28 protein-coding genes are annotated in these 26240 nt (G+C 58.4%); 16 read left to right on the top strand and 12 right to left on the bottom strand.

What is annotated here, in order from left to right:
- Positions 1-2: 2 nt before the first annotated feature.
- Positions 3-638, bottom strand: coding sequence for a LysE family translocator (locus BFP95_RS13405; protein WP_065910281.1), 636 nt, complete (start codon positions 636-638; stop codon positions 3-5).
- A 142-nt stretch (positions 639-780) separates the two neighbouring features.
- Between BFP95_RS13405 and BFP95_RS13400 the strand changes: the two genes are divergently transcribed.
- The 6 genes from BFP95_RS13400 to BFP95_RS28985 all read left to right on the top strand — a co-directional run bounded on the left by BFP95_RS13400 (position 781) and on the right by BFP95_RS28985 (position 4383).
- A complete protein-coding gene (locus BFP95_RS13400) occupies positions 781-1152 on the top strand; it encodes a PH domain-containing protein (RefSeq protein WP_065874507.1) in 372 nt (123 codons plus the stop codon).
- 90 nt (positions 1153-1242) lie between these two features.
- Positions 1243-2355, top strand: coding sequence for an S-type pyocin domain-containing protein (locus BFP95_RS13395; RefSeq protein ID WP_256534209.1), 1113 nt, complete (start codon positions 1243-1245; stop codon positions 2353-2355).
- A 7-nt stretch (positions 2356-2362) separates the two neighbouring features.
- Positions 2363-2620, top strand: a complete 258-nt coding sequence (locus tag BFP95_RS13390) for a colicin E3-like toxin immunity protein (RefSeq protein WP_065874503.1) — start codon at positions 2363-2365, stop codon at positions 2618-2620.
- A gap of 24 nt (positions 2621-2644) precedes the next feature.
- Positions 2645-3268 carry a DUF3916 domain-containing protein gene (locus tag BFP95_RS13385; RefSeq protein WP_065874502.1) on the top strand — a complete coding sequence of 208 codons (624 nt, stop codon included), beginning with the start codon at positions 2645-2647 and terminating at the stop codon, positions 3266-3268.
- Between the two features lie 250 nt (positions 3269-3518).
- On the top strand, positions 3519-3806 hold the full coding sequence (locus BFP95_RS13380; protein WP_065874501.1) for a colicin E3-like toxin immunity protein: 288 nt from the start codon (positions 3519-3521) through the stop codon (positions 3804-3806).
- Positions 3807-3810: 4 nt separating this feature from the next.
- Positions 3811-4383, top strand: coding sequence for a hypothetical protein (locus tag BFP95_RS28985; protein WP_345945868.1), 573 nt, complete (start codon positions 3811-3813; stop codon positions 4381-4383).
- Here the strand turns inward: BFP95_RS28985 and BFP95_RS13375 are convergent.
- Together BFP95_RS13375 and BFP95_RS13370 are read right to left on the bottom strand one after the other, a co-directional pair.
- Positions 4322-4897: a hypothetical protein gene (locus BFP95_RS13375; RefSeq protein WP_065874500.1), complete on the bottom strand. Its 576-nt coding sequence runs from the start codon at positions 4895-4897 to the stop codon at positions 4322-4324. The genes BFP95_RS28985 and BFP95_RS13375 overlap by 62 nt on opposite strands.
- Positions 4898-4976: 79 nt before the next feature.
- Positions 4977-5360 carry a c-type cytochrome gene (locus BFP95_RS13370; RefSeq protein WP_065874499.1) on the bottom strand — a complete coding sequence of 128 codons (384 nt, stop codon included), beginning with the start codon at positions 5358-5360 and terminating at the stop codon, positions 4977-4979.
- Between the two features lie 178 nt (positions 5361-5538).
- Between BFP95_RS13370 and BFP95_RS13365 the strand changes: the two genes are divergently transcribed.
- The 3 genes from BFP95_RS13365 (at position 5539) to BFP95_RS13355 (ending at position 8969) form a co-directional block, all read left to right on the top strand.
- The gene (locus BFP95_RS13365) at positions 5539-5919 is read left to right on the top strand and encodes a response regulator (RefSeq protein WP_065874498.1); all 381 of its coding nucleotides are present in this window, start codon (positions 5539-5541) and stop codon (positions 5917-5919) included.
- 195 nt (positions 5920-6114) lie between these two features.
- A complete protein-coding gene (locus BFP95_RS13360) occupies positions 6115-6729 on the top strand; it encodes a biliverdin-producing heme oxygenase (RefSeq protein WP_065874497.1) in 615 nt (204 codons plus the stop codon).
- Positions 6726-8969, top strand: a complete 2244-nt coding sequence (locus tag BFP95_RS13355) for an ATP-binding protein (RefSeq protein WP_065910277.1) — start codon at positions 6726-6728, stop codon at positions 8967-8969. Before BFP95_RS13360 ends, BFP95_RS13355 begins: the two co-directional genes overlap by 4 nt.
- A gap of 61 nt (positions 8970-9030) precedes the next feature.
- Here BFP95_RS13355 and BFP95_RS13350 read toward each other — a convergent pair whose 3' ends face one another.
- Together BFP95_RS13350 and BFP95_RS13345 are read right to left on the bottom strand one after the other, a co-directional pair.
- On the bottom strand, positions 9031-10350 hold the full coding sequence (locus BFP95_RS13350) for a sensor histidine kinase (RefSeq protein ID WP_065874495.1): 1320 nt from the start codon (positions 10348-10350) through the stop codon (positions 9031-9033).
- The gene (locus BFP95_RS13345) at positions 10347-11057 is read right to left on the bottom strand and encodes a response regulator (protein ID WP_065874494.1); all 711 of its coding nucleotides are present in this window, start codon (positions 11055-11057) and stop codon (positions 10347-10349) included. Before BFP95_RS13345 ends, BFP95_RS13350 begins: the two co-directional genes overlap by 4 nt.
- Before the next feature lie 164 nt (positions 11058-11221).
- Between BFP95_RS13345 and BFP95_RS13340 the strand changes: the two genes are divergently transcribed.
- The 4 genes from BFP95_RS13340 (at position 11222) to BFP95_RS13325 (ending at position 15504) form a co-directional block, all read left to right on the top strand.
- Complete coding sequence (locus BFP95_RS13340) at positions 11222-12010, top strand: MlaA family lipoprotein (RefSeq protein WP_065874493.1); 789 nt, start codon at positions 11222-11224, stop codon at positions 12008-12010.
- 130 nt (positions 12011-12140) lie between these two features.
- Positions 12141-12347, top strand: a complete 207-nt coding sequence (locus BFP95_RS13335) for a hypothetical protein (protein ID WP_065874492.1) — start codon at positions 12141-12143, stop codon at positions 12345-12347.
- A 113-nt stretch (positions 12348-12460) separates the two neighbouring features.
- The gene (locus tag BFP95_RS13330) at positions 12461-14353 is read left to right on the top strand and encodes an alkaline phosphatase D family protein (protein ID WP_065874491.1); all 1893 of its coding nucleotides are present in this window, start codon (positions 12461-12463) and stop codon (positions 14351-14353) included.
- Positions 14354-14490: 137 nt separating this feature from the next.
- Positions 14491-15504, top strand: a complete 1014-nt coding sequence (locus BFP95_RS13325; protein WP_065910275.1) for a diguanylate cyclase domain-containing protein — start codon at positions 14491-14493, stop codon at positions 15502-15504.
- A 51-nt stretch (positions 15505-15555) separates the two neighbouring features.
- Here BFP95_RS13325 and BFP95_RS13320 read toward each other — a convergent pair whose 3' ends face one another.
- Positions 15556-16584: an amino acid ABC transporter substrate-binding protein gene (locus BFP95_RS13320; RefSeq protein ID WP_065880735.1), complete on the bottom strand. Its 1029-nt coding sequence runs from the start codon at positions 16582-16584 to the stop codon at positions 15556-15558.
- Positions 16585-16728: 144 nt separating this feature from the next.
- On the opposite strand from BFP95_RS13320, the gene BFP95_RS13315 reads away from it, so the two are divergent.
- The 3 genes from BFP95_RS13315 (at position 16729) to BFP95_RS13305 (ending at position 19857) form a co-directional block, all read left to right on the top strand.
- The gene (locus tag BFP95_RS13315; protein ID WP_065910273.1) at positions 16729-17622 is read left to right on the top strand and encodes a LysR substrate-binding domain-containing protein; all 894 of its coding nucleotides are present in this window, start codon (positions 16729-16731) and stop codon (positions 17620-17622) included.
- 89 nt (positions 17623-17711) lie between these two features.
- Positions 17712-18965, top strand: coding sequence for a 2-aminoadipate transaminase (locus tag BFP95_RS13310; protein ID WP_065874487.1), 1254 nt, complete (start codon positions 17712-17714; stop codon positions 18963-18965).
- Between the two features lie 172 nt (positions 18966-19137).
- Positions 19138-19857 carry a hypothetical protein gene (locus tag BFP95_RS13305; RefSeq protein WP_065910271.1) on the top strand — a complete coding sequence of 240 codons (720 nt, stop codon included), beginning with the start codon at positions 19138-19140 and terminating at the stop codon, positions 19855-19857.
- 134 nt (positions 19858-19991) lie between these two features.
- On the opposite strand, the gene BFP95_RS13300 is transcribed toward BFP95_RS13305, so the two are convergent.
- From BFP95_RS13300 to cyoA, 6 genes are all read right to left on the bottom strand, one after another.
- Positions 19992-21077: a pyoverdine biosynthesis transaminase PtaA gene (locus tag BFP95_RS13300; protein WP_065910265.1), complete on the bottom strand. Its 1086-nt coding sequence runs from the start codon at positions 21075-21077 to the stop codon at positions 19992-19994.
- A 149-nt stretch (positions 21078-21226) separates the two neighbouring features.
- Positions 21227-22114, bottom strand: coding sequence for a heme o synthase (cyoE, locus tag BFP95_RS13295; RefSeq protein ID WP_049711593.1), 888 nt, complete (start codon positions 22112-22114; stop codon positions 21227-21229).
- Between the two features lie 11 nt (positions 22115-22125).
- Positions 22126-22467 (bottom strand): cytochrome o ubiquinol oxidase subunit IV, encoded by a 342-nt coding sequence (gene cyoD / locus BFP95_RS13290; protein WP_010206434.1) that lies wholly within the window; start codon positions 22465-22467, stop codon positions 22126-22128.
- On the bottom strand, positions 22467-23093 hold the full coding sequence (locus tag BFP95_RS13285) for a cytochrome o ubiquinol oxidase subunit III (protein WP_017734786.1): 627 nt from the start codon (positions 23091-23093) through the stop codon (positions 22467-22469). Before BFP95_RS13285 ends, cyoD begins: the two co-directional genes overlap by 1 nt.
- Positions 23094-23096: 3 nt before the next feature.
- Positions 23097-25115, bottom strand: coding sequence for a cytochrome o ubiquinol oxidase subunit I (gene cyoB / locus BFP95_RS13280; RefSeq protein ID WP_049711591.1), 2019 nt, complete (start codon positions 25113-25115; stop codon positions 23097-23099).
- Positions 25116-25118: 3 nt separating this feature from the next.
- The gene (gene cyoA, locus BFP95_RS13275) at positions 25119-26060 is read right to left on the bottom strand and encodes a ubiquinol oxidase subunit II (protein WP_049711590.1); all 942 of its coding nucleotides are present in this window, start codon (positions 26058-26060) and stop codon (positions 25119-25121) included.
- Positions 26061-26240: the final 180 nt, after the last annotated feature.

Genomic DNA, 26240 nt, shown 5'->3' with positions numbered 1-26240 from the left:
ACCTACCGCCGCCCTTCCACCGCCATACGCACCGCCAACCCCATCAACACCGACCCCATCAACCAGCGCTGCACTACCTGCCAGCCCGGCCGGGTGACGAAAAACACCGCGATGGAACCCGCCAGAGTAGCGATCACCGCGTTGACGCTCACGCTGATAAAAATCTGCGTAAAGCCCAGCACCAGCGATAGCGCCAGCACACTGCCGTGGCCATTCGGGTCGATGAACTGGGGCAGCAACGACAAGTACATCACCGCAACTTTGGGGTTCAGCAGGTTGGTCACCAGGCCCATCGTGAACAGCTTGCGCGGGCTGTCCATGGGCAACTCCCGCACTTGGAACGGTGAGCGCCCACCCGGCCTGATCGCCTGCCAAGCCATGTAGGCCAGGTACAACGCACCGCCGAAACGCAGGGCATCGTACGCAAACGGCACCGCCATGACCAAGGCCGTGATCCCCAACGCCGCGCACAGCATGTAAACCAGAAAACCCAACGCCACGCCGGCCAGGGAAATATACCCGGCGGTGCGGCCCTGGCAGATCGAGCGGGAAATGAGGTAAATCATGTTCGGGCCGGGCGTCAGTACCATGCCGAGGGAGATCAGTGCATAGGCTAGCCAGCTGGACACTTCAGGCATGGTTTGGCTCCTGGACGGTTGTGCTGTCGACGCGAAACATTTGGTCAACGTTGTAGGGTTGGACGCTATGGTAGGGCGTTCAAAATGCGTGCGTTAGATACAGATCCGCGAGCAAAACGGCATACACACAAGAGGCAGGCACATGATCGACTTCAACAACAAAGGTTTCTTCAAGCTCAAGCAAAACAACGAATACGCCGAACGCGTCACCGCCCTGTTGCTGGACGGCGAAGAAGTAGTCGACGCGTACAAGGCCATGCGCGATGGCGTGGTGTTTACCACCAAGCGGATTATCGCGGTGAATGTGCAGGGGATTACTGGCAGCAAGAAGGACTTCACGTCGCTGCCGTACAAGAACATCGTGGCGTATTCGGTGGAGACGTCCGGGACATTTGATCTGGATTCGGAGTTGGAGATTTACTTTTCGTCGCTGGGGAAGGTGAAGTTTGAGTTCACGGGGAAAACTTCCATAGTCGAGATCTCCAGGCTGATCTCCAAGCATCTGCTGAGCTGACCTTGGCGTCCCAAGGCCTTTTCGCTGCTTAAACAATTCAACAGATGTTTCCGGATTAAAATATCGGAGGGGGCGGTACGACGATTCGACTTGCCCCCGATCCTGACTCCGCAGCCGTCGCGTGTGCCGTATTCGCCGTCTGTTGATTATTTCGAGCCATTCCCCGCCCCAGCACCTACGCTAGCCAAACCTCCCGGCTGCGTTTTTATCAAGCCCTGCCAACTGCCTGACGGCATCACCCATTACTTCAATCCCGCCGGGTACGTCCCGTTGGAGCTGATCAAGGAGTACGGCCATTTAAGCCTGTTGGGTGGCCGCGAAGTGGACGGTAAGGGCGTGGTTGCCTTGCGCAAGATCAGCGGCAGCGCACTGCCCGTTGGCTTAGGGCAGTTGGCGTTGCGTTCGGCGGTATTGGAGCCAGCAGCCACCGCCGTCGGCTCAGTAGCCGGTGGCTTGTTGACGGGGTTGGTAGCGCTGGCTTGGCCGTCGGATCTGGGTGATAGCGCGCTCTACAGCGAGGAGCAATTGCGTTCAATGCAACGGGCGCGTTCGCAGATGCGATTGCATATCGAGCAACGCGAGGACGGCACGCTCAAGGGGTATGGATTTTACACGGGCAACAATGCCGATTGGCAAATGATTGATGTGGTGCAGTTTCAACGCCGTGCCGATCAGTTTGTGGCGGATTTGGGTGAAGGGGTGGAGCTGATCTGGACGCCCGCTATTGATCCTAGTGAAACGTTAGGTATTCCAGCCTTGGAGGCTGCACCGCAAGCGCCGGTGATCTGGATTTACCCGCCGACGGAGAAGGCCACGCAGATTCTGGTGAACCCGATTTATCCGCCGGAGTATCGGGATTTTATTCTGGTGTTCCCGGTGGAGTCGGGGGTTCGGCCGCTGTATGTGGTGGTGAGTGTTAAGGCAGGTGATCACAAGTACCACAAGGCGCCTAATACTGAACAAATAACTGGCTTTGAAAACCTGATAAAAGCAAAACCCATGACTCCCAGACAGGGTGGTACCGGGTTGAGAGAGCGTTGGATTGAGGAAAAAGGCCGGAGAATCTATGAATGGGACTCTCAACATGGGGAGTTGGAAGTTTATCTAGCAAGTGATGGGAGTCATCTAGGTGCGTTCAGCCACGTAACCGGCGAGCAGCTAAAAGGACCGAAGAAAAAACGAAATATCAGAAAATACCTATGAGGGCTACATGGGACTAAAAGTGAGATTGGAATGGTTCGACAGAACCACAGAACGGCTGAGCGGAACGGAGAACTCAGCAGACTTAGGAGATGACTACTCCGTGATTTCTAAGCTTGGGCTGTCGGCAGATGAAGACGTCAATAATGGCATGCTTGAACTGCGGAGGGAGTGGCTACCCCTCATACAGGCACATTTCTCTCATGAAATTACTCTTTCAGAAAACGATTACTTCATCGCGTTTGATTACGAAAATGCAAACGAATAACACAAACTTAAAGAGTTCAGCTTCATGCGCAAACTGTCACTGACAAACAAAAAAATCCGCAACATTCCCAGGCATCTCAGAGCCCTGACCCGCTGGGCAGATAGCTTCGAAGGCTGCTTTTACGAAAAGTTACCGTCGCAACCCGACTACGTAAACGTAAGAATCCCCGTTATCGAAAATCTTGTTGAAGGTTATCAAACCACACCGGGAATTCTGGCGCATTGCGCTCAACAGTTGATCAAAGTAGCAGGCCATCTGGTTGAAGCGCGATCAGACGATGACCCCGAATGCTGGATTGTCGCCTGCATTATGGTCCCGGACATGTTCTCAAGCCGTGTTTGTATCTATACCGACAAAGCCCGCTATCTCGGACACACCCAACCCTTCGACTATGAGTACTTCCGCCAAACCCGCATTACCGGCCGAAGCCTTGCCAGCAAATGGGGACTGACAGTTCCGCCGGGGCTTCACGAGGTTGGCTTTCATTTTGTCCATGAGGACGAAAAAGGAAACGTCTTCGAGTCAGAGCATTGGTACTTCGGCGAAGTCAGCACGGCCGATGAGGCCACTGGCGGAGAGCGCTGGAAGTATCAAACCTTCCGGTCCTTCCAAGCGCAGCATCCGCATTTGTTCGGTCTGTCCGCTTAACCTTCTTTCGCCTCGCGCCCCTACCCCCAATCAACACCCGATTCACCGGATCAGTAATATCAGACACCTGCCGCACATACGCCGAGGAATCGAGTTTGAACATGAACTCCACCAGACACCTTTGCCTTCTACGGAGCAAACCGTGCTCATCACCAGCACACAGCTGTAATAAGACACCGCAGAGCGCCACGCCTCCCCGTTACGTCTTCACCAAAACCGTCGCAATTACCGATTGAGAGAGGTTTCCATAATGCTGATGAAAATCAGATTGCGGTGGTACCAAAAGCACAGCAATGACTTGAAGGCGGATGAGTATTCAGCGGATATCGCAGATCCAGACAGTGTTTTTGAAGCATTGGGTTTAGGCGAGGAGACCGCGATATATGCCGATGTATTCAACATGCTGCCTAACTGGATAACGATTATTCAGCCGTATTTCCAGCACATGATTGAACCCGACTACCTCGACTACCAAATTTCCTTCCGCTACCAAGGCGCCTGGCCACCGCCTCCAAAGCAACCTAAGAAGGAGTCTTAATGCAATGAGACCTACGCTGCAAAAGCCCCTCCTCTACCGCTCAGTCAACACCCGAACCCACGGCGTGCGCCACGGCAGTTGTCGCGCCTATCAGTATGAGCGTCACACCAAGGGCGAAAAAGACAAACAATCAAACCGCGGTTCGATGCATAGCCATCAACGGCATGGCTTTGATTACACCCCGCTCTTCCGGTTTCTCCTATCCAAAGTCGGCCACCCGTGGGATCAGGTTTTCAGCGAAGCCAACGCTCGCCTGGATCGTCCAGAGCCAGTGTTTTGGATGGTTGCGCTGCATGAATGCGACAAGCAGGATTACGTGAGAGCGGATGAAAATAGCTACTACAGCGGCTTATGGGTCGACGAAGCCGGCCTGCTGCAAAAGGTCAACGCACAGCTGACGCCCGAACAGATGAAACCCTTTTGCGACTGCTGCACCCACACCTTCAACGGAGTGGTTTTCGCCCAACCGCTACCACGCAAACGGTGGACAACGCCCACCGTTCAATCAACCCCTTTTAACTCGCCTTCACCTCACTCCCCTCCCCCCCAATCAACACCCGATTCGCCGGATCCGTAATATCAAACACCTGCTGCGCACACGCCGAACGACTAGGCGTGAACTGGAACTCCACCAGATACACCTTCGCCTTCTCCGGGATGAACGTGCTCTCCGGCGGCACGCAGCTGTAATAAGCCCCATTGCCCACGCTTCCTGCCCTGCCGAATACAGTTAGTTTCTTGCCGGGGTCCGCCTGGATCTCCAACTGCGGAAAGCGTTTGAACACCGCACTGGACGCGGTCTGGTTGACTTTGGCGATCCAGTTGAAAACCCGGCCTTCACCGTTGTCCACGACGGTACCGAGGGTTTCCAGGCGTTGATCGGGGTCACCTTCGCGGCGGATGGCGAACTGGACGGGGTTGGTGCCACCGTAAGCCTTCATGATGACTTTCGCGTGTTCCGCATCCACAGCTACGGTTTTCTGGCGCAGTTGAATGCCGTCTTTAAACAAGCTGGGCGATGAGTCACGTTGGTTGGATTGGCAGGCGCAAAGGGCCAGGGTGATGAGGGAGAGCAGTGCAATCCGTTTCACAGGGAGATGTCCTTATCGGTGAAATAGGTGTGAGGAACGGACCTGCATTTAAACAAAATGTTCCGCTCCGACAACGCCGTCACTTGGGCTGAAACGTCTCAAGATACGCGAGGATGTTTTCAATCTTCTCCTGGTCACTGATCCCCCAGAAGATCATCCGCGTACCACTCACCACCTTCTTCGGCGCCTCGATGTAGGCGGCGAGTTTGTCCCGGGTCCAGACCACACCGGAGTTTTTCATCGCATCGGAATACTGATAGTCAGGGGTAATCCCCGCAGGTCGGCCGATGATGCCGTTGAGTTCAGGGCCGAAACCACCGCGTGCGCCCTCGCCGACACTGTGGCAGCCGCCGCAGGTCTTGGTGAAGAGTTTGCCGCCCGCTTCGGCGTCGCCCGCCGCATAGGTCAGGGGGCTGGACATACCAGCGGCGAGAATCAGCGCCAGTGAGGCGGTGTATTTCATGGGGGGCTCCACATCGAGTGCTGCTGGCAGCAACGGTGGTGCAATTATGCCTGCTAGCCAGCCCAATACACCAAACCGTGCGGCAACATGACCATCCATCGGCAAAAAAACTTCGCATCGAAACTCTTACATTCCTGACCCACTCCACCTTATGAACCCTGATGGTGGAGTAACGAAAATGGCTCAGCCATCGATATTAGTATTGGAAGACGACGAAATCATTCGGGCGTTGATGGTGGATGTACTGGAAGATTGTGGGGCGGTAGTGACGTCATTTCCTTCGGCGGATGAGGGAATGATTTACCTGGAGCGCGAGGCTGATCCGGTGCACCTGATCGTCAGCGATGTGCAGATGCCAGGTTTGCTTAACGGTTATGACTTAAGCCGAGTGGTCGCGCATCGGTGGCCAACGGTGCCGGTGGTGCTGACGTCCGGAAACACCAGGATTGCAGCACAACTAGGTGGGTCGGTGCGTTTCTTGCCCAAACCCTGGAGCACTGAGCACCTGATCGACTGTGTGCAAGCGGCGCTGTCCCAGCAGGGGCTGTCCATGCATTGATAACGTCGCGACATCATCTCAGCCGAACTTCACGGCGTGCGCTATGGTCTCTGAATGAGCAAGCAGCGACTTTTCGGATTTGTTTGTCAGCATTTTCGCCCATTACGTGCGGCTGATGACCTTGAGGTGTGTAGAATCGTCGTCCATTTGCGCACGTCACTCATCGCCGAAAGGCCTACAGTTCGAGCTTACTGAATGCAGTCACAGGCCCATGACGTTGGTGCGCCCTCTTTATTGGAAGCGCTGCGCACAGGCACAGCACTGCTGCATGTCGCGCTGGAAAAGCGCCTGCCGTTTTTTTCCGAGTACTTGGATGCCAAGGGGTACCGTCGCTTGCTCCAAGCGTATTACGGCTTTTATAAGCCAATGGAAGCGGCGCTGTATGACAGTGATCTGATCCCCGAAGGCTTTGACACAGCACTGCGTGTGAAAACGCCCACGCTTGTTAGCGATCTTCACGCTCTCGGCCTGGATAAGCGCGCCATCGATGCCCTGCCTCGCTGCTGCGAGCTCCCGATTCTTGCCCAGCCCGCTGCCTGTCTCGGCGCCCTGTATGTACTGGAAGGCGCGACGCTGGGAGGCCAGGTACTGCGTCGGGAAATGGCCAAGCGTCTGGACTTGGATGCGGACAATGGCGGCGCATTTCTCAATGTATACGGCGTCGAAACCGGTCGACGCTGGAAAGATTTTCTTGAGTACCTGGGCCATCAGGCATTGGACACACCGGCGAAGCAACACGCAGTAGACGCTGCCTGTTCGACATTCAGCTGCTTTGAGCAATGGCTCGACAGCCAGAAGGTACTGCTATGAAAACCGAAGATTTTGAAGAGCTGCTTGCCAACTGTGCCGACGAGCCCATCCGCTTTCCGGGGGCGATCCAACCCCACGGTGTGCTGCTGACGTTATCGGAGCCGGGGCTGAATATCATCCAGGTCAGCGCCAACGTCGGCACGTTGTTCGGGCGCGCACCCGAGGCGTTATTGGGCCAGCCGCTGCACACGCTGATAGGCACCGAGCACGCCAATGCCGTCGGCGCCATGGCCGAAAACAATACGTTTTTCGACGCGGCACCGCTGCACGTCACGCTCAACGGCGCGGAGTTCGAAGGCCTGCTGCACCGCCATCAGCATGTGCTGGTGCTGGAGTTCGAACCACGGCTCAAGGACTTTCGCCCGCGGGTGCTGAATGGTCGCACCAGTGACCTGGGCAAAATGCTGCAGCGTTTGCAGTCGGCGAAAACGCTGCAAGCGCTGTACGAAATCAGCGTGACCGAAATCCAGGCCATGACCGGTTACGACCGTGTATTGATCTACCGCTTCGAAGATGAAGGCCACGGCCAGGTGATCGCCGAAGCGTCGGCGCCGTCCATGGAGCTTTTCAACGGGTTGTTCTTCCCGGCGTCCGACATCCCGGAGCAGGCCCGTGAGCTGTATCGCACCAATTGGCTGCGTATCATCCCGAACGCCGCCTACGAGCCGGTGCCGCTGTTGCCCAAGCTGCGCCCTGACTCCGACCAGCCCTTGGACCTGAGTTTCGCCACCCTGCGCAGCGTGTCGCCAATTCACTGCCAGTACATGCAGAACATGGGCGTGCTGTCGTCCATGAGCATCTCGCTGATGAAAGGCGACAAGCTTTGGGGTCTGATCAGTTGCGGCAACCGCGAACCGCTGCTGGTGCCGAATGACCTGCGCACCGCTTGCCAGACTATCGGCCAGGTGTTGTCGTTGCAGATCAGCGCCATGGAGGCCTTGGACCTGACCCGTCAGCGTGAAGAGAAAGTCGAGACCCTGACGCGGCTGGATCAAGCGATGAAAGCGTCGCACGTAAGCGTGTTCGACGGCCTGGCCCAGCAACCTCAGTTGCTGATGGACCTGACCGTGTCCGGTGGCGTGGCGATCATCGAAGACAAGCAACTGCACTGCTACGGCAACTGCCCGGAGCCCACGCAGATCCGTGCGTTGCACGCGTGGTTGCAAGGGAGCGAAGAGACTGTCTTTTCCAGCCACAACCTGGCATCGGTGTACCCGCCGGCAACGGATTTCCAGCAGGTGGCCAGCGGTGTCCTGGCCATGAGCCTGCCGAAGCCAGTGGACAACGGTGTGCTGTGGTTTCGCCCGGAAGTCAAAGAGAACATCCACTGGAGCGGCGACCCGAAAAAGCCACTGAACCTGGAAAATTCCGACGCGGGCCTACGCCTTCGCCCACGCACCTCGTTTGAAATCTGGAAAGTCGAGATGGCAGGCATCTCCACCAAGTGGAGCCATGGCGACCTGTTCGCCGCCAACGACCTGCGTCGCTCGGCCCTGGAAAACGACCTGGCCCGCCAGGTACTGCGCGAACAACAAGCCGTGCGCGCCCGCGATGACCTGGTGGCAGTGGTGTCCCACGACCTGCGCAACCCGATGACGGTGATTTCCATGCTGTGCGGCATGATGCAGAAGACCTTCAGCTCCGAAGGCCCACACACCTCACGGCGGATTTCCTCGGCCATCGACACCATGCAACAAGCCGCCGGGCGCATGAACGTGCTGCTGGAAGATTTGCTCGACACCTCGAAAATCGAGGCCGGACGCTACGTGGTAAAGCCAGTGGTACTCGACGTGAGCCAGATGTTCGAAGAGGCCTACGCCTTGCTCGCACCGCTGGCGATGGAAAAAGGTATCGACCTGACGTTCAACGCCGAGCCCGGCCTGCAGATCAACGGCGACCCCGAGCGTCTGTTTCAGGTGCTGTCGAACCTGATCGGCAACGCCATCAAGTTTACTCCGCGCCAGGGCAATATCGGTGTCAGCGCCATGAGCACCGACGAAGACATCGTCTTCTCGGTGCGCGATTCCGGTGAAGGCATTGCACCCGAGCACTTGCCTCACGTGTTCGATCGCTACTGGACCCAGGCGGATAACAACCCGACCGGAAGCGGCCTGGGGCTCTACATCACGCAAGGTATCGTGCAGGCCCATGGCGGCAAGATCGTCGCTGAGAGCGAGCTGGGCCGGGGCAGTGAATTCCGGTTTACGTTGCCGAAGGTGATTGAAGACTTGCGTACCTGACACGGTTAAAAATGTGGGAGCACCGCCGCTCCCACATTTGTTTTGCACTGCCTGGTAAATCTCACACCGGCAGCACCACTACTGCCTCCAACCCACCACCCTGGCGCTCGGCCAGGGTCAGGGTGCCACCGTGCTCCAGCACAATTGCCCGTGCGGTAGAAAGCCCCAGCCCGACGCCTCCCGTGCTTTTGTTGCGTGACCCTTCAAGGCGATAGAACGGCAGAAACACCTGCTCCCGATGCTCCACGGGAATGCCCGGCCCGCGATCCGATACGCGAATCACCACCTCATCATTCTTCTGCTGCAACTCAATTTCCGGCGCCACGCCGTAGTGGATCGCGTTGTCCATCAGGTTGGTCATCACTCGCTTGAGGCCCAGCGGGCGTCCGAAATACACCAGGCGCGGCGGGCCGCGAAAGGTCAGGTCGATGGCCTGGTCGCGGTAGTCATCGATCAGGGTTTGCAGCAATTCCGCCAGGTCCAGTTGGGTGGCTTGTTCCAGGCGGGCGTCGTCGCGGAAGAATTCCAGGGCGGTGTTGATCATGGCCTGCATTTCATCCACGTCGCGAAACAACTTTTGCTGCTGGTCAGCGTCCTCAATGAACTCACCGCGCAGACGCAACCGGGTCAACGGCGCGCGCAGGTCGTGGGAGATGGCGGCGAGCATTTGGGTACGGTCCTGGATAAAGTGCCGCAACTGCGCCTGCATGCTGTTGAAAGCGAGGATTGCCTGGCGTATTTCGTGGGGCCCCACTGGCTCAATGGGCGGCGCGCGAAAGTCCGCACCAAAGCGTCGCGCGCCCTGGGCGAAGTGTTGTAGAGGACGGGCCAGGCGGCGGGTCGCGACCAGGGTGACCAGCGCAGTGGAGATCAACACGAGCAACACCACAATCAGACTGCGCGCGCCGTCGTCCAGTCCCCAACTGCGAGTACCCGCGCTGAACATCAGCCAGGACTTATCCGCCAGCTGCATCAACAGCACATAGTGCCCATCGCCGTCCGGCCAGTCGGACGGTTGATAAGCCTCCATCGGCCGGGTCGGCCCCTCAAGCAGATGCTTGAGTGCCTGTTCGCCCGATTGAAAATCCGGGTCGTCGAGCACCGGCAAATCAAACGCTGCACGCTGCGCTGCCCACATCACGCTGAAAGAACCATCGCCCATCACCTGAGCAAGACGCGGTCGCTGCGCCGGATCGGACGCCTCGACTGCGCGCACCACCACCGCGATCTTCTCCAGCAACCCGGTTTCGGTCAGCGGTGGCCTGGCCCACACGCCCGCCAATTGCACGAACAACGCGTTGAACGCCAGCGCGGTAAACATTGCGATCAGGATGGTCAGGGCGATCCAGCGGGCCACGGTGTCGCGTGGGCGGCGGCTCATGAGCGGGTCACACTGGCGGTGAACTGGTAGCCGCCGTTACGCACCGTGCGGATCATCGCCGGGCGCTTGGTATCGAATTCCAGCTTGCGGCGCAGTCGACTCACTTGCACGTCGATGCTGCGGTCGAACGCATCATGGCTGTGCCCGCGCGCCAGGTTCAATAACTGCTCGCGGGTGAGCACCCGTTGCGGGTGTTCGGCAAACACCAACAGCAGGTCGAACTCTCCGGAAGACAGCGGGATCATCACGTGGTCAGGCGAGCGCAGTTCGCGACGCGTGACGTCCAGTTGCCAGCCGGCAAAACAGATCAGCGGGCGCGCGACCTGCCCCATCGCGGGTCGGCTTTCACCCGCCCGGCGCAAAACCGCGCGCACCCGTGCCAGCAACTCGCGGGCGTCGAAGGGTTTGCTCAGGTAGTCATCGGCACCCATTTCCAGGCCCACCACGCGGTCGCTGAGTTCGCCCATGGCGGTGAGCATGATCACCGGCGTGGCGTATTGCTGGCGTAGGCGCTGGCACAGCAGCAAGCCGTTGTCGCCGGGGAGCATCAGGTCGAGGATGATCAGGTCGGCGGGCCCGCGCTTCATCGCCGCCCACAATTCGGTGCCACTGGCCACGGTCTCGACCGCGTAGCCGTGTTGCAGGAAAAACTTCTTCAGCAGGGCGAGGACTTCAAGGTCATCGTCGACGATTAACAGGTTGCTCACCGGCAGGCTTCACTGGGCTGGGTCAAGGTGCCATCTAAAACCATTCGGCGCGGTCCGTCATATATTTCAATCGTGCAATAAAGCGTCAAAGGCGCAATAAACCCGACATCTTTGCGCAAGGCTCGAATGCCAGCATCGGCCTCCTTTTTGCGGAGACTGTGCCCATGCGTTCGCTGACCTATTCCCGGCAACTGGCCCGCCAGGCCGTGCTGTTGCTGACCGTGACTTACCTGACGGGCTGCGCCAGCCCGGCACCCGTAACGCCTACCACCCGTTGCGCACAGGTGAATTACCCGGTGTATGACCCAGCCGAACCGGTCAACCGCGGCGTGTTCGCGTTCAACCGTGCTGTGGATAACTACGCCCTAGCACCTGTGGCTCGCGGTTACCGTTACCTGCCGAATTTTTTCCAACAGGGTGTGCATAACTTCGCGAGCAACTTCAGCGAGCCAAAGGTGTTTATCAACGACCTACTGCAAGGTAACCCACGGCGCTCAGTCAATACCCTGGGGCGTTTCGCAGTGAACACCACGGTGGGCGTGGTGGGGCTGTTCGATGTGTCGGACCGCCTGGGCATCCCGCGCCACACAGCCGATTTCGGCCAGACATTCGGCGTGTGGGGTGTGGGCAACGGGCCCATCGTCGAGCTGCCATTGCTGGGTACCAGTAACAGCCGGGATGCGGCAGGCAAAGTCTTGAGCTTCCTGGTTTCGCCACTGGGGGACAGCGACACAGTTCAGACGCTGGGTACCATCAGCCTCGTCGGCGGCACGATCGATACCCGTGCGTCACTGTTGCCGCTCACCGATAGCCTGCAAAAACTGCCGGATTACTACAGCGCGTTGCGTAATGTGGTGGCGGAAAATCGCGCGGCTTTTGTGCGGGAGGGCAAGGAAGGCGCGACGTCTCCCGGGCTAAACAGTTGCGCGAACAGCGCCTCTGATGACTTCTGAAGTGCGTTACCCACGGCAGTCATATCTTGCAGCAGCGCGTTTATAGCAGCCCCGCTTCGCCCTCTATAAGTTTGGCCTCACTTCGCTCTCACAAGCGGAGTAATCCTCTACCCACTAGAAGGAAACATCCATGCTTAACGCTATCAACCACTCACTGGGCCACTTTCACTACCCACCGCTGCAGAAGGATGATGCAGAGCCCCAGCGCAGGAAGCGCAGCATTGACGACACTCAAACGCAACTGCATGCCGCTGACCCTGGAAGTACGGCGGCCAATGACCGTCGACGCAAAAACGGCGGCGGGCTAGACAGCCTGGGTCAAGGCCACCTGCTTTAATCTGCCTTATACGGAGGGCAGTGCACGGCCCTTCGTACCTTCGCCCTTAACAAAACAATGACATTCACTGGGTTAATCTTGCCGGTTCAACCCTGCCCGGAATCCTTGACTGCATGCCGCACCCCGACACACTGCCCGCCGTACTGGCCGGCCCACTGCTGCGGCGCCTCGAACCCCGGCGCCTGGTGTTGTGGCTGGTGGGAAGCCGCGCACTTGAATTGACGCTGAAATTGCATCTGCCAACTCAGACACTGGAGATCACCCTGGACCCGTGCCAGGTTGTGGCCGTAGGGCGCCAGGCGTTTATCCATTTGATCGACGTGTCACTGGACGACGCACTGCCCCTGGACGTGGCGATCAGCTACGACCTGTTGTTTGACAACACCGGCATTGCCGACTGGGCACCGCACCTGCTGTACGCCAACGCCCAACTTCCGAGTTTCGTATTGCACAGCCGTATCCACCAGTTGGTGCACGGCTCATGCCGCAAACCCCATCACAGTGCCGACGAGGGTTTGCTGTGTGTCGACCGCCTGTTGGCAGACACCCACACCCCAACCGATCGCCCAGCCCTGCTGATGATGAGCGGCGATCAGGTCTACGCCGATGATGTGGCCGGGCCGATGCTGCGGGCGATACATTCATTGATCGCACGCCTGGGCCTGTTCGATGAATACCTGGAGGGCGCCGTGGTCGATGACAGCGCCAGCCTCTACGGGCACAGCGCCAGCTACTACCATCGCGCCGACTTGCTGCCCGCACTGGACAGCAACGAAACCCTGCGCGAACGCTTCTTTGGGGGTGTAAAAAAGCCCATCTTCACCAGCAGCACCGCCGACAATCATCTGGTGACATTCGCTGAAGTCATCGCCATGTACTTGCTGGTATGGTCGCCCACGCCCTGGACGTTGATTGCGCCTCAACCTCCGCAGCTGAACGTAGAAAGACACCAGCGCTACGCGCGCGAACAGGTACAGATCAATAAATTTCGCGACGGCCTACCGGGCGTCGCACGGGTATTCGCCCACCTGTCGACCTTGATGATCTTTGACGATCACGACATCACCGACGACTGGAACCTTAGCGCCCAATGGGAGGAGACTGCCTACGGCCACCCTTTCTCCAAGCGCATCATCGGCAACGCCCTGCTTGCCTATTTGCTGTGCCAGGGCTGGGGCAACCAACCGGACGCGTTTGGCGAACTGGTCAGCCAAACCCAAGCCCTCACGGCTCAGCCCAAAGCCAATCATTTGGACGCGGGCGCGCAGGATGAACTGCTCGAAACGTTGCTGAAATTCCAGCGCTGGCATTACGTACTGCCCACCACCCCCGCCCTGGTGGTGCTCGACACTCGCACTCGCCGTTGGCGCAGCGAGTTCACCCTCAAACAACCTTCCGGCCTGCTGGACTGGGAGGCCTTGAGCGAACTGCAACAGGAACTGCTGGATCACCCCTCGGCCATCATCGTCTCGCCCGCGCCAATCTTCGGCGTCAAGCTGATCGAGACAGTGCAGAAGGTGTTCAGTTGGTGCGGCCACCCCCTGCTGGTGGATGCTGAAAACTGGATGGCCCATCGCGGAGCCGCCCAAGTGATCCTCAATATCTTCCGTCATTCCCGCACGCCGGGTAACTACGTGATCCTCTCCGGTGACGTGCACTACTCGTTCGTCTACGAAGTGCTGATCCGCCATCGCAACGCCGGCCCCAGGATCTGGCAAATCACCAGCAGCGGTATCAAGAACGAATTCCCACCCCGCCTGCTGGAGTGGTTCGACCGCCTTAATCGCTGGCTCTACTCGCCGCGCTCGCCGCTCAACTGGTTCACCCGCCGCCGCACCATGCAGGTGGTGCCCCATATTCCGGAGCACGCCGAAGCCGGCGAGCGGTTATGGAATTCGGCGGGGATTGGCCAGGTATTTTTTAACGAACAAGGGCAGCCTGAAGCGATTTATCAGCACAACGCGGATGGGAAGGTGCCGACTAGGATGGTGGCGCCGAAGCAATAGCTATTTGCCATCAATCTTTCGCCGTACATCTGCCCTATTCAAAGCATCCAGGCCCCGTTGTACAGTGGCTCCAGCCACGGAGTATCGGCGACAACAGTGGTAGGCGTTGAATGCCTGCCCACGCAAGGAATGCGCAGATGAACGATACCTCCGACACTAATCCGTTAGAGCAAGATTTCTCTCACTTCAACGCCGACATGCTGCACACCATTCTGGAGCTGGTCAGTGACGGGATCTGGGATTGGAATGCCAACACAGGTTTCGTCTACCGCAATCCAGGCTGGTACGAAATGCTTGGCTATCACCGCCATGCACTAGAGAACACTGTGTTCACCTGGGAGAACGTGATTCACCCGGACGACTACCCCAAGGTGATGAAGCTGTTCGACGACTACATCCACCGTCGCCCCCCCCATTACCAAGCCGAATATCGCTGCCGCAAAAAAGAGGGCAGTTACCTGTGGATCGAAGACCGCGGCTACGTGATTGCACGTAACGCCGACGGCTCGGTGGCGCGAATGGTGGGCGCCCATCGCGATATTCATCTGCGCAAATGCTCCGTCGAACAGCTGGAAAAGCGCAATCAATCGCTTGAGGCACTGGTGGCCGAACGCACGCGCGAGCTGTCGCGGGTCAATCAGCAGCTGCAGCTGCAACTGGATGAAAATCGCTCCCTGGCCGAAAGGGATGCGCTGACCCTGGTCGCCAATCGCTATCGCCTGGAGAAAGTGCTGCTCGAAGAATGCGACCGTGCCCAGCGCTTTCGCCTGCCGCTGGCATTGATTGCCATAGACATCGATAACTTCAAGCTGATCAATGACCGCTACGGTCATGGTGTGGGCGACCAGACCTTGGTGCGGGTGGTGGAATGCCTGGAAAGTTGTATCCGCCCTAATGACCTGCTGGCCCGATGGGGCGGCGATGAGTTTGTGCTGGTCCTGCCCAAAACCTCGCTGGACATCGCAAAGGCGCTGGCAGAACACATCCGCCAGACGTTCAGGAATCGCCCGCAAAGGGACGACTTCAAGGTAACCCTGAGCCTGGGTGTTGCTGTGCGTCTAACGGATGAATACCCCGCGGCCCTGATGGCGCGCGCTGATCAGGCGTTGTATCGCGCCAAGGCGGCGGGGAAGGACGGCGTGTCCGAATGAGCAATGTTCACTGCAGGCGCGGGCTTGCCAGCGCCTGCAGCGGCACCGCGTTTATCTGACTGGCGGCGCGTATTGGATGCCGCCGTTGTTCCACAGCGCATTGAGCCCGCGCTTGATTTTCAGCACGCTGCCCTGGCCGATGTTGCGCTCGAACACTTCGCCATAGTTGCCCACTTGCTTGACGATCTGTACCACCCAATCCTTGCGCAGTTTCAAGTCCTTGCCGTATTCGCCATCAACCCCCAGCAACCGCGCAATGTCCGGATTCTTGGTGGTCTTGGCCTGCTCTTCGACATTCTGCGAGGTGATGCCCATTTCCTCGGCGTTGAGCATCGCGAACAAGGTCCATTTGACGATACTGAACCACTCGTCATCGCCTTTACGCACCAGCGGTCCCAACGGTTCCTTGGAGATCACTTCCGGCAACACCACAAACTCGTCCGGGTGGGCCATCTTGATTCGCTGGGCATACAAGCCCGATTGGTCGGTGGTGAGTACGTCGCATCGCCCGGCTTCCAGGCCCTTGGCGCTTTCGTCGGCGGTGTCAAAGGTGATCGGTGTGTACTTCATCCCGTTGGTGCGGAAGTAATCGGAAACATTGAGTTCAGTCGTAGTACCGGCCTGGATGCACACGGTGGCGCCGTCCAATTGCTTGGCGCCAGTAACGCCCAGCTTGTTGTTCACCAGAAAGCCAATGCCGTCGTAGTAGGTCACGCCGGTGAACACTAAGCCCATGCCCGAATCACGGGAGCTGGTCCAGGTGGTGTTGCGTGAGATCAGGTCGATCTCACCGGACTGCAGCGCCGTGAAACGCTCCTTGGCGGTCAACTGCGTGAACTTCACTTTCGACGCGTCGCCGAATACGGCTGCCGCCACCGCGTGGCATACGTCCACATCGATACCGGTCATCTTGCCCTGGCTGTCGGGCACGCCGAAGCCCGGTAGCCCATCGCTGACACCACATTGGATAAAGCCTTTTTTCTGGATGGCGTCCAGGGTTGCGCCCGCGTGGGCGGTGCCTGCCAGGCCAAGCACGGCGCTGGCGCCAATCGCGGCCAACGTAATTTTGAATGAGTTCATGCAAGGCTCTCCCTGTCATTCCTTATTATTCGGCGCCGTATCGCCCGCGCCGGTTTATAGTGCTGCCGGGCAGTATCCACGGCTTTACGCCGCTGCCACAAACGACCTTTAGGCAAAGGCTCCTTCCGATTTGGAATGAACTGCATGATTTCAAAACGCTTGACCCCTTCGATGACGGCCTTGCAATGCTTCGAAGCCGCCGCCCGCCACTTGAGTTTCACCCGTGCCGCCGAAGAGCTGCACCTGACCCAGAGTGCCGTCAGCAAGCAAGTGGCGCAGCTGGAAGAAATGCTCTGCCACAACCTGTTCGAACGGGTTCGCCAGCGCTTGTACCTGTCGCCAGCGGGGTCGCTGTACCTGGCCGAAGTGCACAAAATCCTGACCCAGGTGGACATCTCCAGCCGCTACATCCTCACCTACGGCGGCGAGACCGAAGTGCTGCGCATCGCCACGCAGCCGACCTTCGGCGATCGCTGGCTGGTGCCCAAGCTCAAGGATTTCGCGGCGAAACACCCGAATATCCACTTGGATGTGCGCAACGAGCTGGAGCCTTTCGATGTGTTGCAGGCCAAGGCCGATATCGCGTTTTTCTATGGGCAGGGCTCATGGCCGGGCGCGACGTGCATTGAGCTGTTCCGTGAAGCCGTGGTGCCGGTGTGCGCACCGGGCTTTGTCGCCGAAGGCAGCGATGCTTCGTCGCGCCACACGTTGCTGCAATGCACCTCGCGCCCGGAAGCCTGGCACGAATGGTTCCTCGAACAGGGGCTGCACTCGCAGAACAGCTACCACGGGCCGCGTTTCGACACGTTCTACATGTGCATTCGCGCAGCACAATCGGGCTACGGCGTAGCGTTGGTGCCGCAGTACCTGGTGGCCGAAGAGTTGGCCCAGGACAGCCTGATGATTGCGTGGGACTACGCAATGCCCAGCAGCGGCGCGCACTTTATCGCCCATGCCGAGCATGCCGGCGAGGTCCCCAAAGTGAAGGCCTTCCTGAACTGGATGGTGGACTACATTCACGCACATCCCGACTTTTAATAATGACCCGGCGACTTTATTTCGTTTGCGACAAGGGCGGGCGCCCAGCTTAGATAAAAAGACGCCCGTCACTGCCGAGTCTCCCATTCATGAGCCACGAAACCATCAGCCAATCGATTTCCATCGTTCATCCCATCAGCCTCAGCCACGGGAAAAACGCCGAAGTCTGGGACACCTCGGGCAAACGCTATATCGACTTTGTTGGCGGCATCGGTGTGCTCAACCTCGGCCACTGCCACCCGGGCGTGGTCGAGGCAATTCGTGAACAAGCGACCAAACTGACCCACTACGCGTTCAACGCCGCCCCGCACGCGCCCTACATCGAACTGATGGAGCGCCTGAGCGCATTTATCCCGGTGGGCTACCCAGTCAGCGGCATGCTCACCAACAGCGGCGCGGAGGCGGCGGAAAACGCGCTGAAGATCGTGCGCGGCGCCACCGGCCGTACGGCGGTGATTGCATTTGACGGTGCCTTCCACGGCCGCACCCTGGCCACGCTCAACCTCAACGGCAAGGTCGCGCCCTACAAACAAAAGGTCGGTGTACTGCCCGGCCCGGTGTACCACCTGCCCTACCCCAGCGCTGATAACGACGTGACCTGCGCTGAGGCACTGAAGGCCATGGACCGCTTGTTCAGCGTAGAAATCGACGTCAACGATGTGGCCTGTTTCATTATCGAACCGGTGCAGGGCGAAGGGGGGTTCCTCGCACTGGATATCCAGTTCGCCCAGGCTCTTCGGCGCTTTTGCGATGAGAAGAACATCCTGCTGATTGCCGATGAAATCCAATCCGGCTTTGGCCGTACCGGCCAACGTTTTGCGTTCTCACGCCTGGGGATCGAACCGGACTTGATCCTGCTGGGTAAAAGCATCGCCGGGGGTGTACCGCTGGGCGCCGTAGTGGGGCGCAAGGCGTTGATGGACAACCTGCCGAAGGGCGGCCTGGGCGGCACGTATTCCGGCAACCCTATTGCGTGTGCCGCAGCATTAGCCACCCTTGACGCAATGACAGATGAGCACCTGAACACTTGGGGAGCGCAACAGCAAGAAGCCATCGTTCGCCGCTATGAAGCCTGGTGCGCACAAGGCCTCACGCCCTACCTCGGCCGCCTGACCGGCGTCGGCGCCATGCGCGGCATCGAGCTGGCGAACGCCGATGGCACACCCGCACCGAAACAGCTTGCTCAACTGTTGGGCCTGGCACGGGATGCCGGGTTGTTGCTAATGCCCAGCGGCAAGTCGCGGCATATCATCCGTTTACTGGCACCGCTGACGATTGAACCGGCAGTGTTGGAGGAGGGCTTGGATATCCTCCAAGCGTGCCTGAGACACTTGTCCCAGTAAGGAAGGCCGGGGTTTACCGTAGGTCTGTTTTGCAGGCGGGCAGTCCGGCTGCAACGGGCGCTGCCGGGGTAACGTCGGGATAAGGGCATTGTGCTGCCTTGACCTGATCCCCCTCCCCCCTGAAAATGCCCGACGCTTTTTTGTCCTCGTTTACTGAAGTAGTGAAATTTCAATGCCCGATTCCTACACCATCGAAGAATCCGCCGAAGAAACCGTAGTCGCCTTGCACGCCAAAGCCGAGTACGAAAACGCCATCAATCTTTCACAGCATCTGCCAGCGGCCAAGATCATCAGCGAGATGGTGCTGGACGCTTTCCACACGTCCAAGGAAAGCGACCAGATCCGCGAACTGCGCGTGGCTATCCGCCAGGCCCACGATGCCTTCGACGACGACAAGGCCTACGACCTGATGGGCCAGCTCAAGCAATTGAAAGACGCCGAGGCGGCCGACAATGCAGCCCTGGAGAACCTGAGCAGCCAGTTCTCGATCAGCCGCATCCTGTCGAGCTTCAAGGACGACCCCGAGTTCCAGGAGCTGGTCTACGGCCTGGCGTTGAAGGTGCTGAACCAGAGCCACCAGGCCATCAGCAACCCAAGCGCCGGCAAGAGCAAGGCTTCACGGCCCAAGAAAGAAGCCGAAGTGTTTGTGATCAGCAAGGATGGCATCAGCGTCACCCTGCCACTGCGCACACCACGCTCGAAGCTGAACGTTGACCGTGAGGCGTTTGAGTTCCTTGGCTTCAGCTTTGTGGGTGAAGGCGATGAAGCGGAGCTTACGGTTGAAAGCTTTGTGGACAACACCGGTGCTGAACAGCCGTTGAGCCGTAAGAGTGTGATTACTGCACTGCAGCAGCAGAGCGCGTTTGAGGGGTACAGCATCGCGCAGCAGTAACCCATAATCAGCAACACTGCAGGACCCCTTGTGGGAGCGGGCTTGCTCGCGAATGCGGTGTGTCAGTCAGCGAATATGCCACTGATACACCGCATTCGCGAGCAAGCCCGCTCCCACATTTGTTCTGCGTCGTGTCAACTCATCTGCGTCGCAAACACCTCGCGAAACCGCGCCATCTCGCGCTTGTCTCCCACCGTCACCCGTACCCACTGCGGCCAGCCTTTAAACACCCGGCCGATCAGCACGCCCTGCGCCGCCAACTGCTCGATCACCTGCTCCGCCGGTTGCTTCACGTCGATCATGAAACAGTTGGCCTGTGACGCCGTGCAGGTGAAACCACGGCCTTTCAGCCAGGCCACGGTCTCATCACGCAGCTGGTTATTGAGCGCCTTGCGTTGCGGCAGCAGTTTCACGTCTTCCAGGCTGGCAAGGCCGCCGAGCAGGGTGGAGCCCGCCGGTACGTTGTCGCCGCCAAACACGGCCAGCCGCTCCAGCAGCGCAGGGTGGCCGATTGCCAGACCCAGACGGGCGCCGGCCATGCCGTAGATTTTCGAGAACGTGCGCAGCACCAGCAGGTCGTCATGGTCCTTGACCCAACTGACAACGCTGGGGACGTCGGCGAAGTCGATATAGGCCTCGTCCACCACCAGCACACTGCCTTTGGGTTTGTTTGCCAGTGCCTGGCGGATGGCCTCGGTAGACGTGACAGTGCCAGTGGGGTTATTGGGGTTGCACAGGTAGAGCATGCCCGCCTGGGGATCGGCGGCGAGCATCGCCGGGATGTCGTGGGCGTGGTCGGCGCTCAGACTGACTTCCTTCACCGGCGCCTTGTTCGACTCGGCCGCCTGGCGCGGCACTTCGTAGGACGGCGTGGCCATCACCAGGCCACGGGTTTCGCTGGTGAATGCCAATACGGCATAGCGCAAGGCCGCCATCGAGCCTGCAAATACCGCCACCTGGTCCTCGGCAATTTCCTGCTGTTGGGCAAACAGCCCGGCTAAAGCATACATATGGCCGTAAGGATAACGTCCGGAGGTGGCGATGCCCCGCTGCATCGCCTCCCGCGCAGCGCCTGAAGGGCCATAGGGGCTTTCGTTGTAGTTGAGCCGTACCTTGTCAGACGCTGCCGGCGACGGCGCCGCAACCGCCCAATCCAGGCGCCCCAGTAATGGCAGGGCGGCGCCCACGGCGAGAAGGGACCGACGACTAACGCTGACCATATGACAACTCCTTGTTGTAGGGCGGGTGATGGATTCGCACAGCTCGTACAAAAGTGTATGACGAGAAAGGCGTCGGCCGATTTAACCGAACGCCCAAGAAAAAGCCCCGCGCTTCTCTCGAAGGCGGGGCTTTTTCACTGCGGGACCACTCAGTGAGCGTAGGTCAGCAACAGCTCTTTCGGCACTTGGAAATCCAGGGACATCATCACGCTGAGCGCGGTGATGGTGAAGATCGAGAACACGAACAGCTTGCGCGCCCAGACGGTGTCATCCACCGCTTTGTAGCCGGTCCAGGCCATGTACAACCAGTACATGCCCATGGCGGCGGCGACGGCGAGGTAGCTCATGCCGGCGTAGCCACTGAAGGTCAACATCAAGGTCGCCACAAGGAAGGCCAGGATGTACAGCAGGATGTGTTTCTTGGCGACCTGGATGCCACGTTTAACCGGCAAAACCGGAATCGACGCAGCCAGGTAGTCATTGAAGCGGAAAATCGCGATGGCGTAGGAATGCGGCATCTGCCACAGGCTGAACATCACCAGTAGCACCAGCGCGGCCATGTCGAAGCTATTGGTCACAGCCACATAACCAATGACCGGCGGCATCGCCCCCGACAGACTGCCCACCAGCGTGCCGTGAACCGACTTGCGCTTGAGGTACAGGCTGTAGAGGCCGACGTAGATGACAAAGCCGATCACGGCAAACAGCGCCGCCAGCGGGTTAGCCACCTTGTACAACAGCACCACACCGGCAACACCCAGGACGGTCGCGAACAGCAGCGCCAGCTTCAGGGAAACCAGCCCCTGTACCAGCGCGCGGTTCTTGGTGCGCTCCATCTTGATGTCGATGTCGCGGTCGATGCAGTTGTTGAACACACATCCGGAAGCTACCACCAGGGAGGTGCCGATCATTGCAGCCAGGAAGATGGCCAGATCGACATGTCCCTTGGAGGCCAGGAAGAAACCGCCCGCCACAGAAAGCACGTTACCGAAAATGATCCCCGGTTTGGTGATTTGGATAAAGTGCTTAAGCGACATCGGGTCTTACCTCACTTCGCCATCATGAACGTATGGATGCTGAACATGATCCATATCGACAGGCCAACCAGCAGCAGGATTACTAGGCCTGCGAACACGAACGCAATCACGTTATCGCGCTGCTCTTTCGAGCGATCCAAGTGCAGGAAGTACACCAGGTGAACCAGCACCTGAATCACCGCGAACGCCAGCACGATCATCAACGTGATCGACTTCGGCAGGGTTGGGTACATCACCAGGCCGAACGGGATCAGGGTCAGGATTACCGACAGGATGAAGCCGATGGCGTACGACTTAACGCTGCCGTGGCTCGCATCGTGGCTGTCATGGTCATGGGAGTGTGCATTAGCCATTACAGAGTCCCCATCAGGTAAACAACGGTGAAGACGCAGATCCAGACCACGTCCAGGAAGTGCCAGAACAGGCTCAGGCAGCTCAGGCGAGTCTTGTTGGTGTTGGTCAGGCCGTGTTTATTGACCTGATACATCATCACCGCCATCCACAGCAGGCCTGCCGTTACGTGCAGACCGTGGGTGCCGACCAGCGTGAAGAACGCCGACAGGAAACCGGAACGGTGCGGGCCGTAGCCTTCGGAGATCAGCAGGTGGAACTCGTTGATCTCCATGCCGATGAAGCCCAGGCCGAACAGGAAGGTCAGGCCCAACCAGCTCAGTACGCCCTTCTTGTTGCCCTTGTAGAAGGCCAACATGGCGAAGCCGTAGGTGATCGAACTGAACAACAGCAAGGCGGTTTCGCCGAGCACGTAAGGCAGTTCGAAGATGTCGTGGCCCGACGGGCCACCCGCTACGTTGTTTACCAGTACCGCGTACACCGCGAAGATCGACGCAAACAAGATGCAGTCGGTCATCAGGTAGAGCCAGAAACCGAAAACGGTCATCGGCCCCGAGTCGTGGTGATGGTCATCGTGCCCATGGTCATCGACATGGGCGTGTCCAGCATTGGTCACTAAGTTCGACATGGTTTAAGCCTGTTCCAACGAGGTTTCTACACGGTTGGCCGGGATTTTCTTCTCGGCGACCAGGCGAGCGTGCTGCTCGGCTTCGATGCGTTCGATCGTTTCGACCGGCACCATGTAGCCTTGATCATCACGTGCAGCGTGGACAATGAAGTAGCCGATGGTGCCCACCAGGCTAACGATTGCCAGCCACCAGATGTGCCAGATCATCGCGAAACCGAACACGGTCAACAGCGCACCCATCACCACGCCAGTGGCGGTGTTGCTTGGCATGTGGATCGGTTCGTAGTGCTTGGGCTTCTGGTACGCAGTACCGTCTTCCTTGGCTTCGGTGAACGCATCGATGGTGTTCGCAGTAGGGATCACGGCGAAGTTGTAGAACGGAGGTGGCGACGAAGTCGACCATTCCAGGGTGTGGCCGTTCCATGGGTCGCCGGAGTCGCAAGCGTTCTGCTTACGGTCACGGATGCTCACGTACAACTGGATCAACTGGCAGGCAATACCCACAGCGATCATGATTGCACCGAACATGGCAACGTACAGGTACGGTACCCACTCAGGGTTGGTGGTAGCGTTCAGACGACGGGTCATGCCCATGAAGCCCAGTGCATAGAGCGGCATGAACGCGACGAAGAAGCCCGAGATCCAGAACCAGAATGCAGCCTTGCCCCAGCCTTCGTGCAGCTTGAAGCCGAACGCTTTCGGGAAGTAGAAGCTGAAACCCGCGATGTAGCCGAATACAGCACCACCGATGATCACGTTGTGGAAGTGAGCGATCACGAACAGGCTGTTGTGCAGGACGAAGTCAGCACCCGGGATGGCCAGCAGTACGCCGGTCATGCCGCCAATGGCGAAGGTCACCATGAAGCCCAGGGTCCACAGGACCTGGCTGGTCATGCGCAGACGACCGTGGTAGATGGTGAACAGCCAGTTGAATAGCTTCACCCCCGTCGGGATGGAAATCAGCATCGTTGCCAGGCCGAAGAAGGCGTTGACGCTGGCCCCCGAACCCATGGTGAAGAAGTGGTGCAGCCACACCATGAAGCCCAGTACAGAGATTGCGCCCGATGCGTAAACCATCGAGTGGTGACCGAACAGGCGCTTGCCGGTAAAGGTCGAGATCACTTCGGAGAAGATACCGAACGCTGGCAGGATCAGGATGTACACCTCAGGGTGACCCCATGCCCAGAACAGGTTCACGTACATCATTGGATTGCCACCAAGTTCATTGGTGAAAATGTGGAAATCCAGGTAACGGTCAAGCGACAGCAGCGCCATGGTAGCGGCCAGGATCGGGAACGAAGCCACGATCAGGACGTTGGCCCAGGTGCAGGTCCAGGTGAAGATCGGCATGTCCATCAGTTTCATGCCAGGGGCGCGCATTTTCAGCACGGTGGCCAGGAAGTTGACCCCCGTCAGCGTCGTCCCGAGTCCTGATAACTGTAGCGCCCAGATGTAGTAGTCCACACCCACGCCAGGGCTGTATTGCAGGCCCGACAATGGCGGATACGCAACCCAACCGGTCTTGGCGAATTCGCCGACGCCCAGGGAAACGTTGATCAGCACAACGCCGGAAACCAGCAGCCAGAAGCTCAGGGAGTTCAGGAACGGGTAAGCCACGTCACGCGCGCCGATCTGCAGCGGCACTGCAAGGTTCATCAGGCCGGTGAAGAAAGGCATCGCCATGAAGATGATCATGATCACACCGTGGGCGGTGAAGATCTGGTCATAGTGTTCAGGCGGCAGGTAGCCAGGCGAACCCTCGGTGGCCATGGCCAACTGGGTACGCATCATGATGGCGTCGGCAAAACCACGCAGCAACATGACCATGGCGACGATGATATACATCACGCCGATTTTCTTGTGGTCGACCGACGTCAGCCACTCGGTCCACAGGTAGGTCCACTTCTTGAAATAAGTGATTGCCGCAAACAGTGCCAGACCACCCAACGCGATCATGGCGATGGTAATCATCACAATCGGCTCGTGGAACGGGACCGCATCCCAACTTAATTTACCAAACATCGTTTACTCCTCTGCCCCAGCAGTTGAATGCGAGCCCGCGTCAGAACCTTCAACCGCGGCCACTTCTTTCTTCTCGTGCTTGACCGGCTTGCCTGGCTTCATACCTTCGTACTTGTCGACGATTTTCTGAAACAGGTTCGGCTCAAACGCGGAGTACAGCGCGACTGGGTTGTTCTGGCTTGGTTTGGTCAGGGCGTCGTATTCAGCTTGATCAAGCTGTTTAGGTGCGGCCTTGACTTTGGCGACCCAGGCGTTGAAATCTTCCTGGCTCGTCGAGATCGCTTTGAATTTCATGCCGGTGAAGCCAGCGCCGCTGTAGTTCGCGGAGATGCCTTCCATTTCAGCTTTTTCGTTGGCGATCAGGTGCAGTCGGGTCTGCATGCCTGCCATCGCGTAGATCTGACCGCCCAGGGCTGGGATGAAGAACGAGTTCATCACGGCGTCGGAGGTAATCCGGAAATTAAGCGGAGTGTTCTCCGGGAACTGGATCTCGTTGACAGTGGCGATACCCAGGTCCGGGTAGATGAACAGCCACTTCCAGTCCAGCGCAACCACTTCGATATTGATCGGCTTGACGTCGGATTCCAGCGGACGGTACGGGTCCAGTTCATGGGTCGACTTATAGGTGATGTAACCCAGGGCGATGATGATGAGGATCGGAACCAGCCACACCGCGATTTCAATCTTGGTGGAGTGCGACCACTTCGGCGCGTAGGTCGCGCTGGTGTTCGACGCGCGGTATTTCCAGGCGAAGGCGAAGGTCATGATGATCACAGGCACCACGACCAGCAGCATCAGCAGGGTGGCGGTGATGATCAGGTTTCGTTGATCCAGACCGATCTGTCCTTTTGGGTCCATCAAGGTCCACTTACAGCCTCCCAGCATTAACATCATGCCAAGCAGCGGCAAAAAGCCTAGTAATCGGGGGTACCTGTTTTTACTCATCTCACGACCTCTAAAGCAGCTTGCGCAATGCAGTTGGGTTTTGATCGCCAACACTTCACCCTGCCAAGGGTTGGCATTTCTCTTCGATTGAATAAGAGCCTGCCCGTCACGCCATAAATCTACGTTTCACGGACCTGCGGTGAGTTCTTATTCGATTTCGTGGCTAAAGGCCTTGTTACA

The organism is Pseudomonas sp. 58 R 12, assembly GCF_900005865.1.
Lineage (GTDB): Bacteria > Pseudomonadota > Gammaproteobacteria > Pseudomonadales > Pseudomonadaceae > Aquipseudomonas > Aquipseudomonas tritici.
The sequence above is the reverse complement of the archived record's forward strand: the minus strand, read 5'-3'. Positions and strand labels throughout refer to the sequence as shown.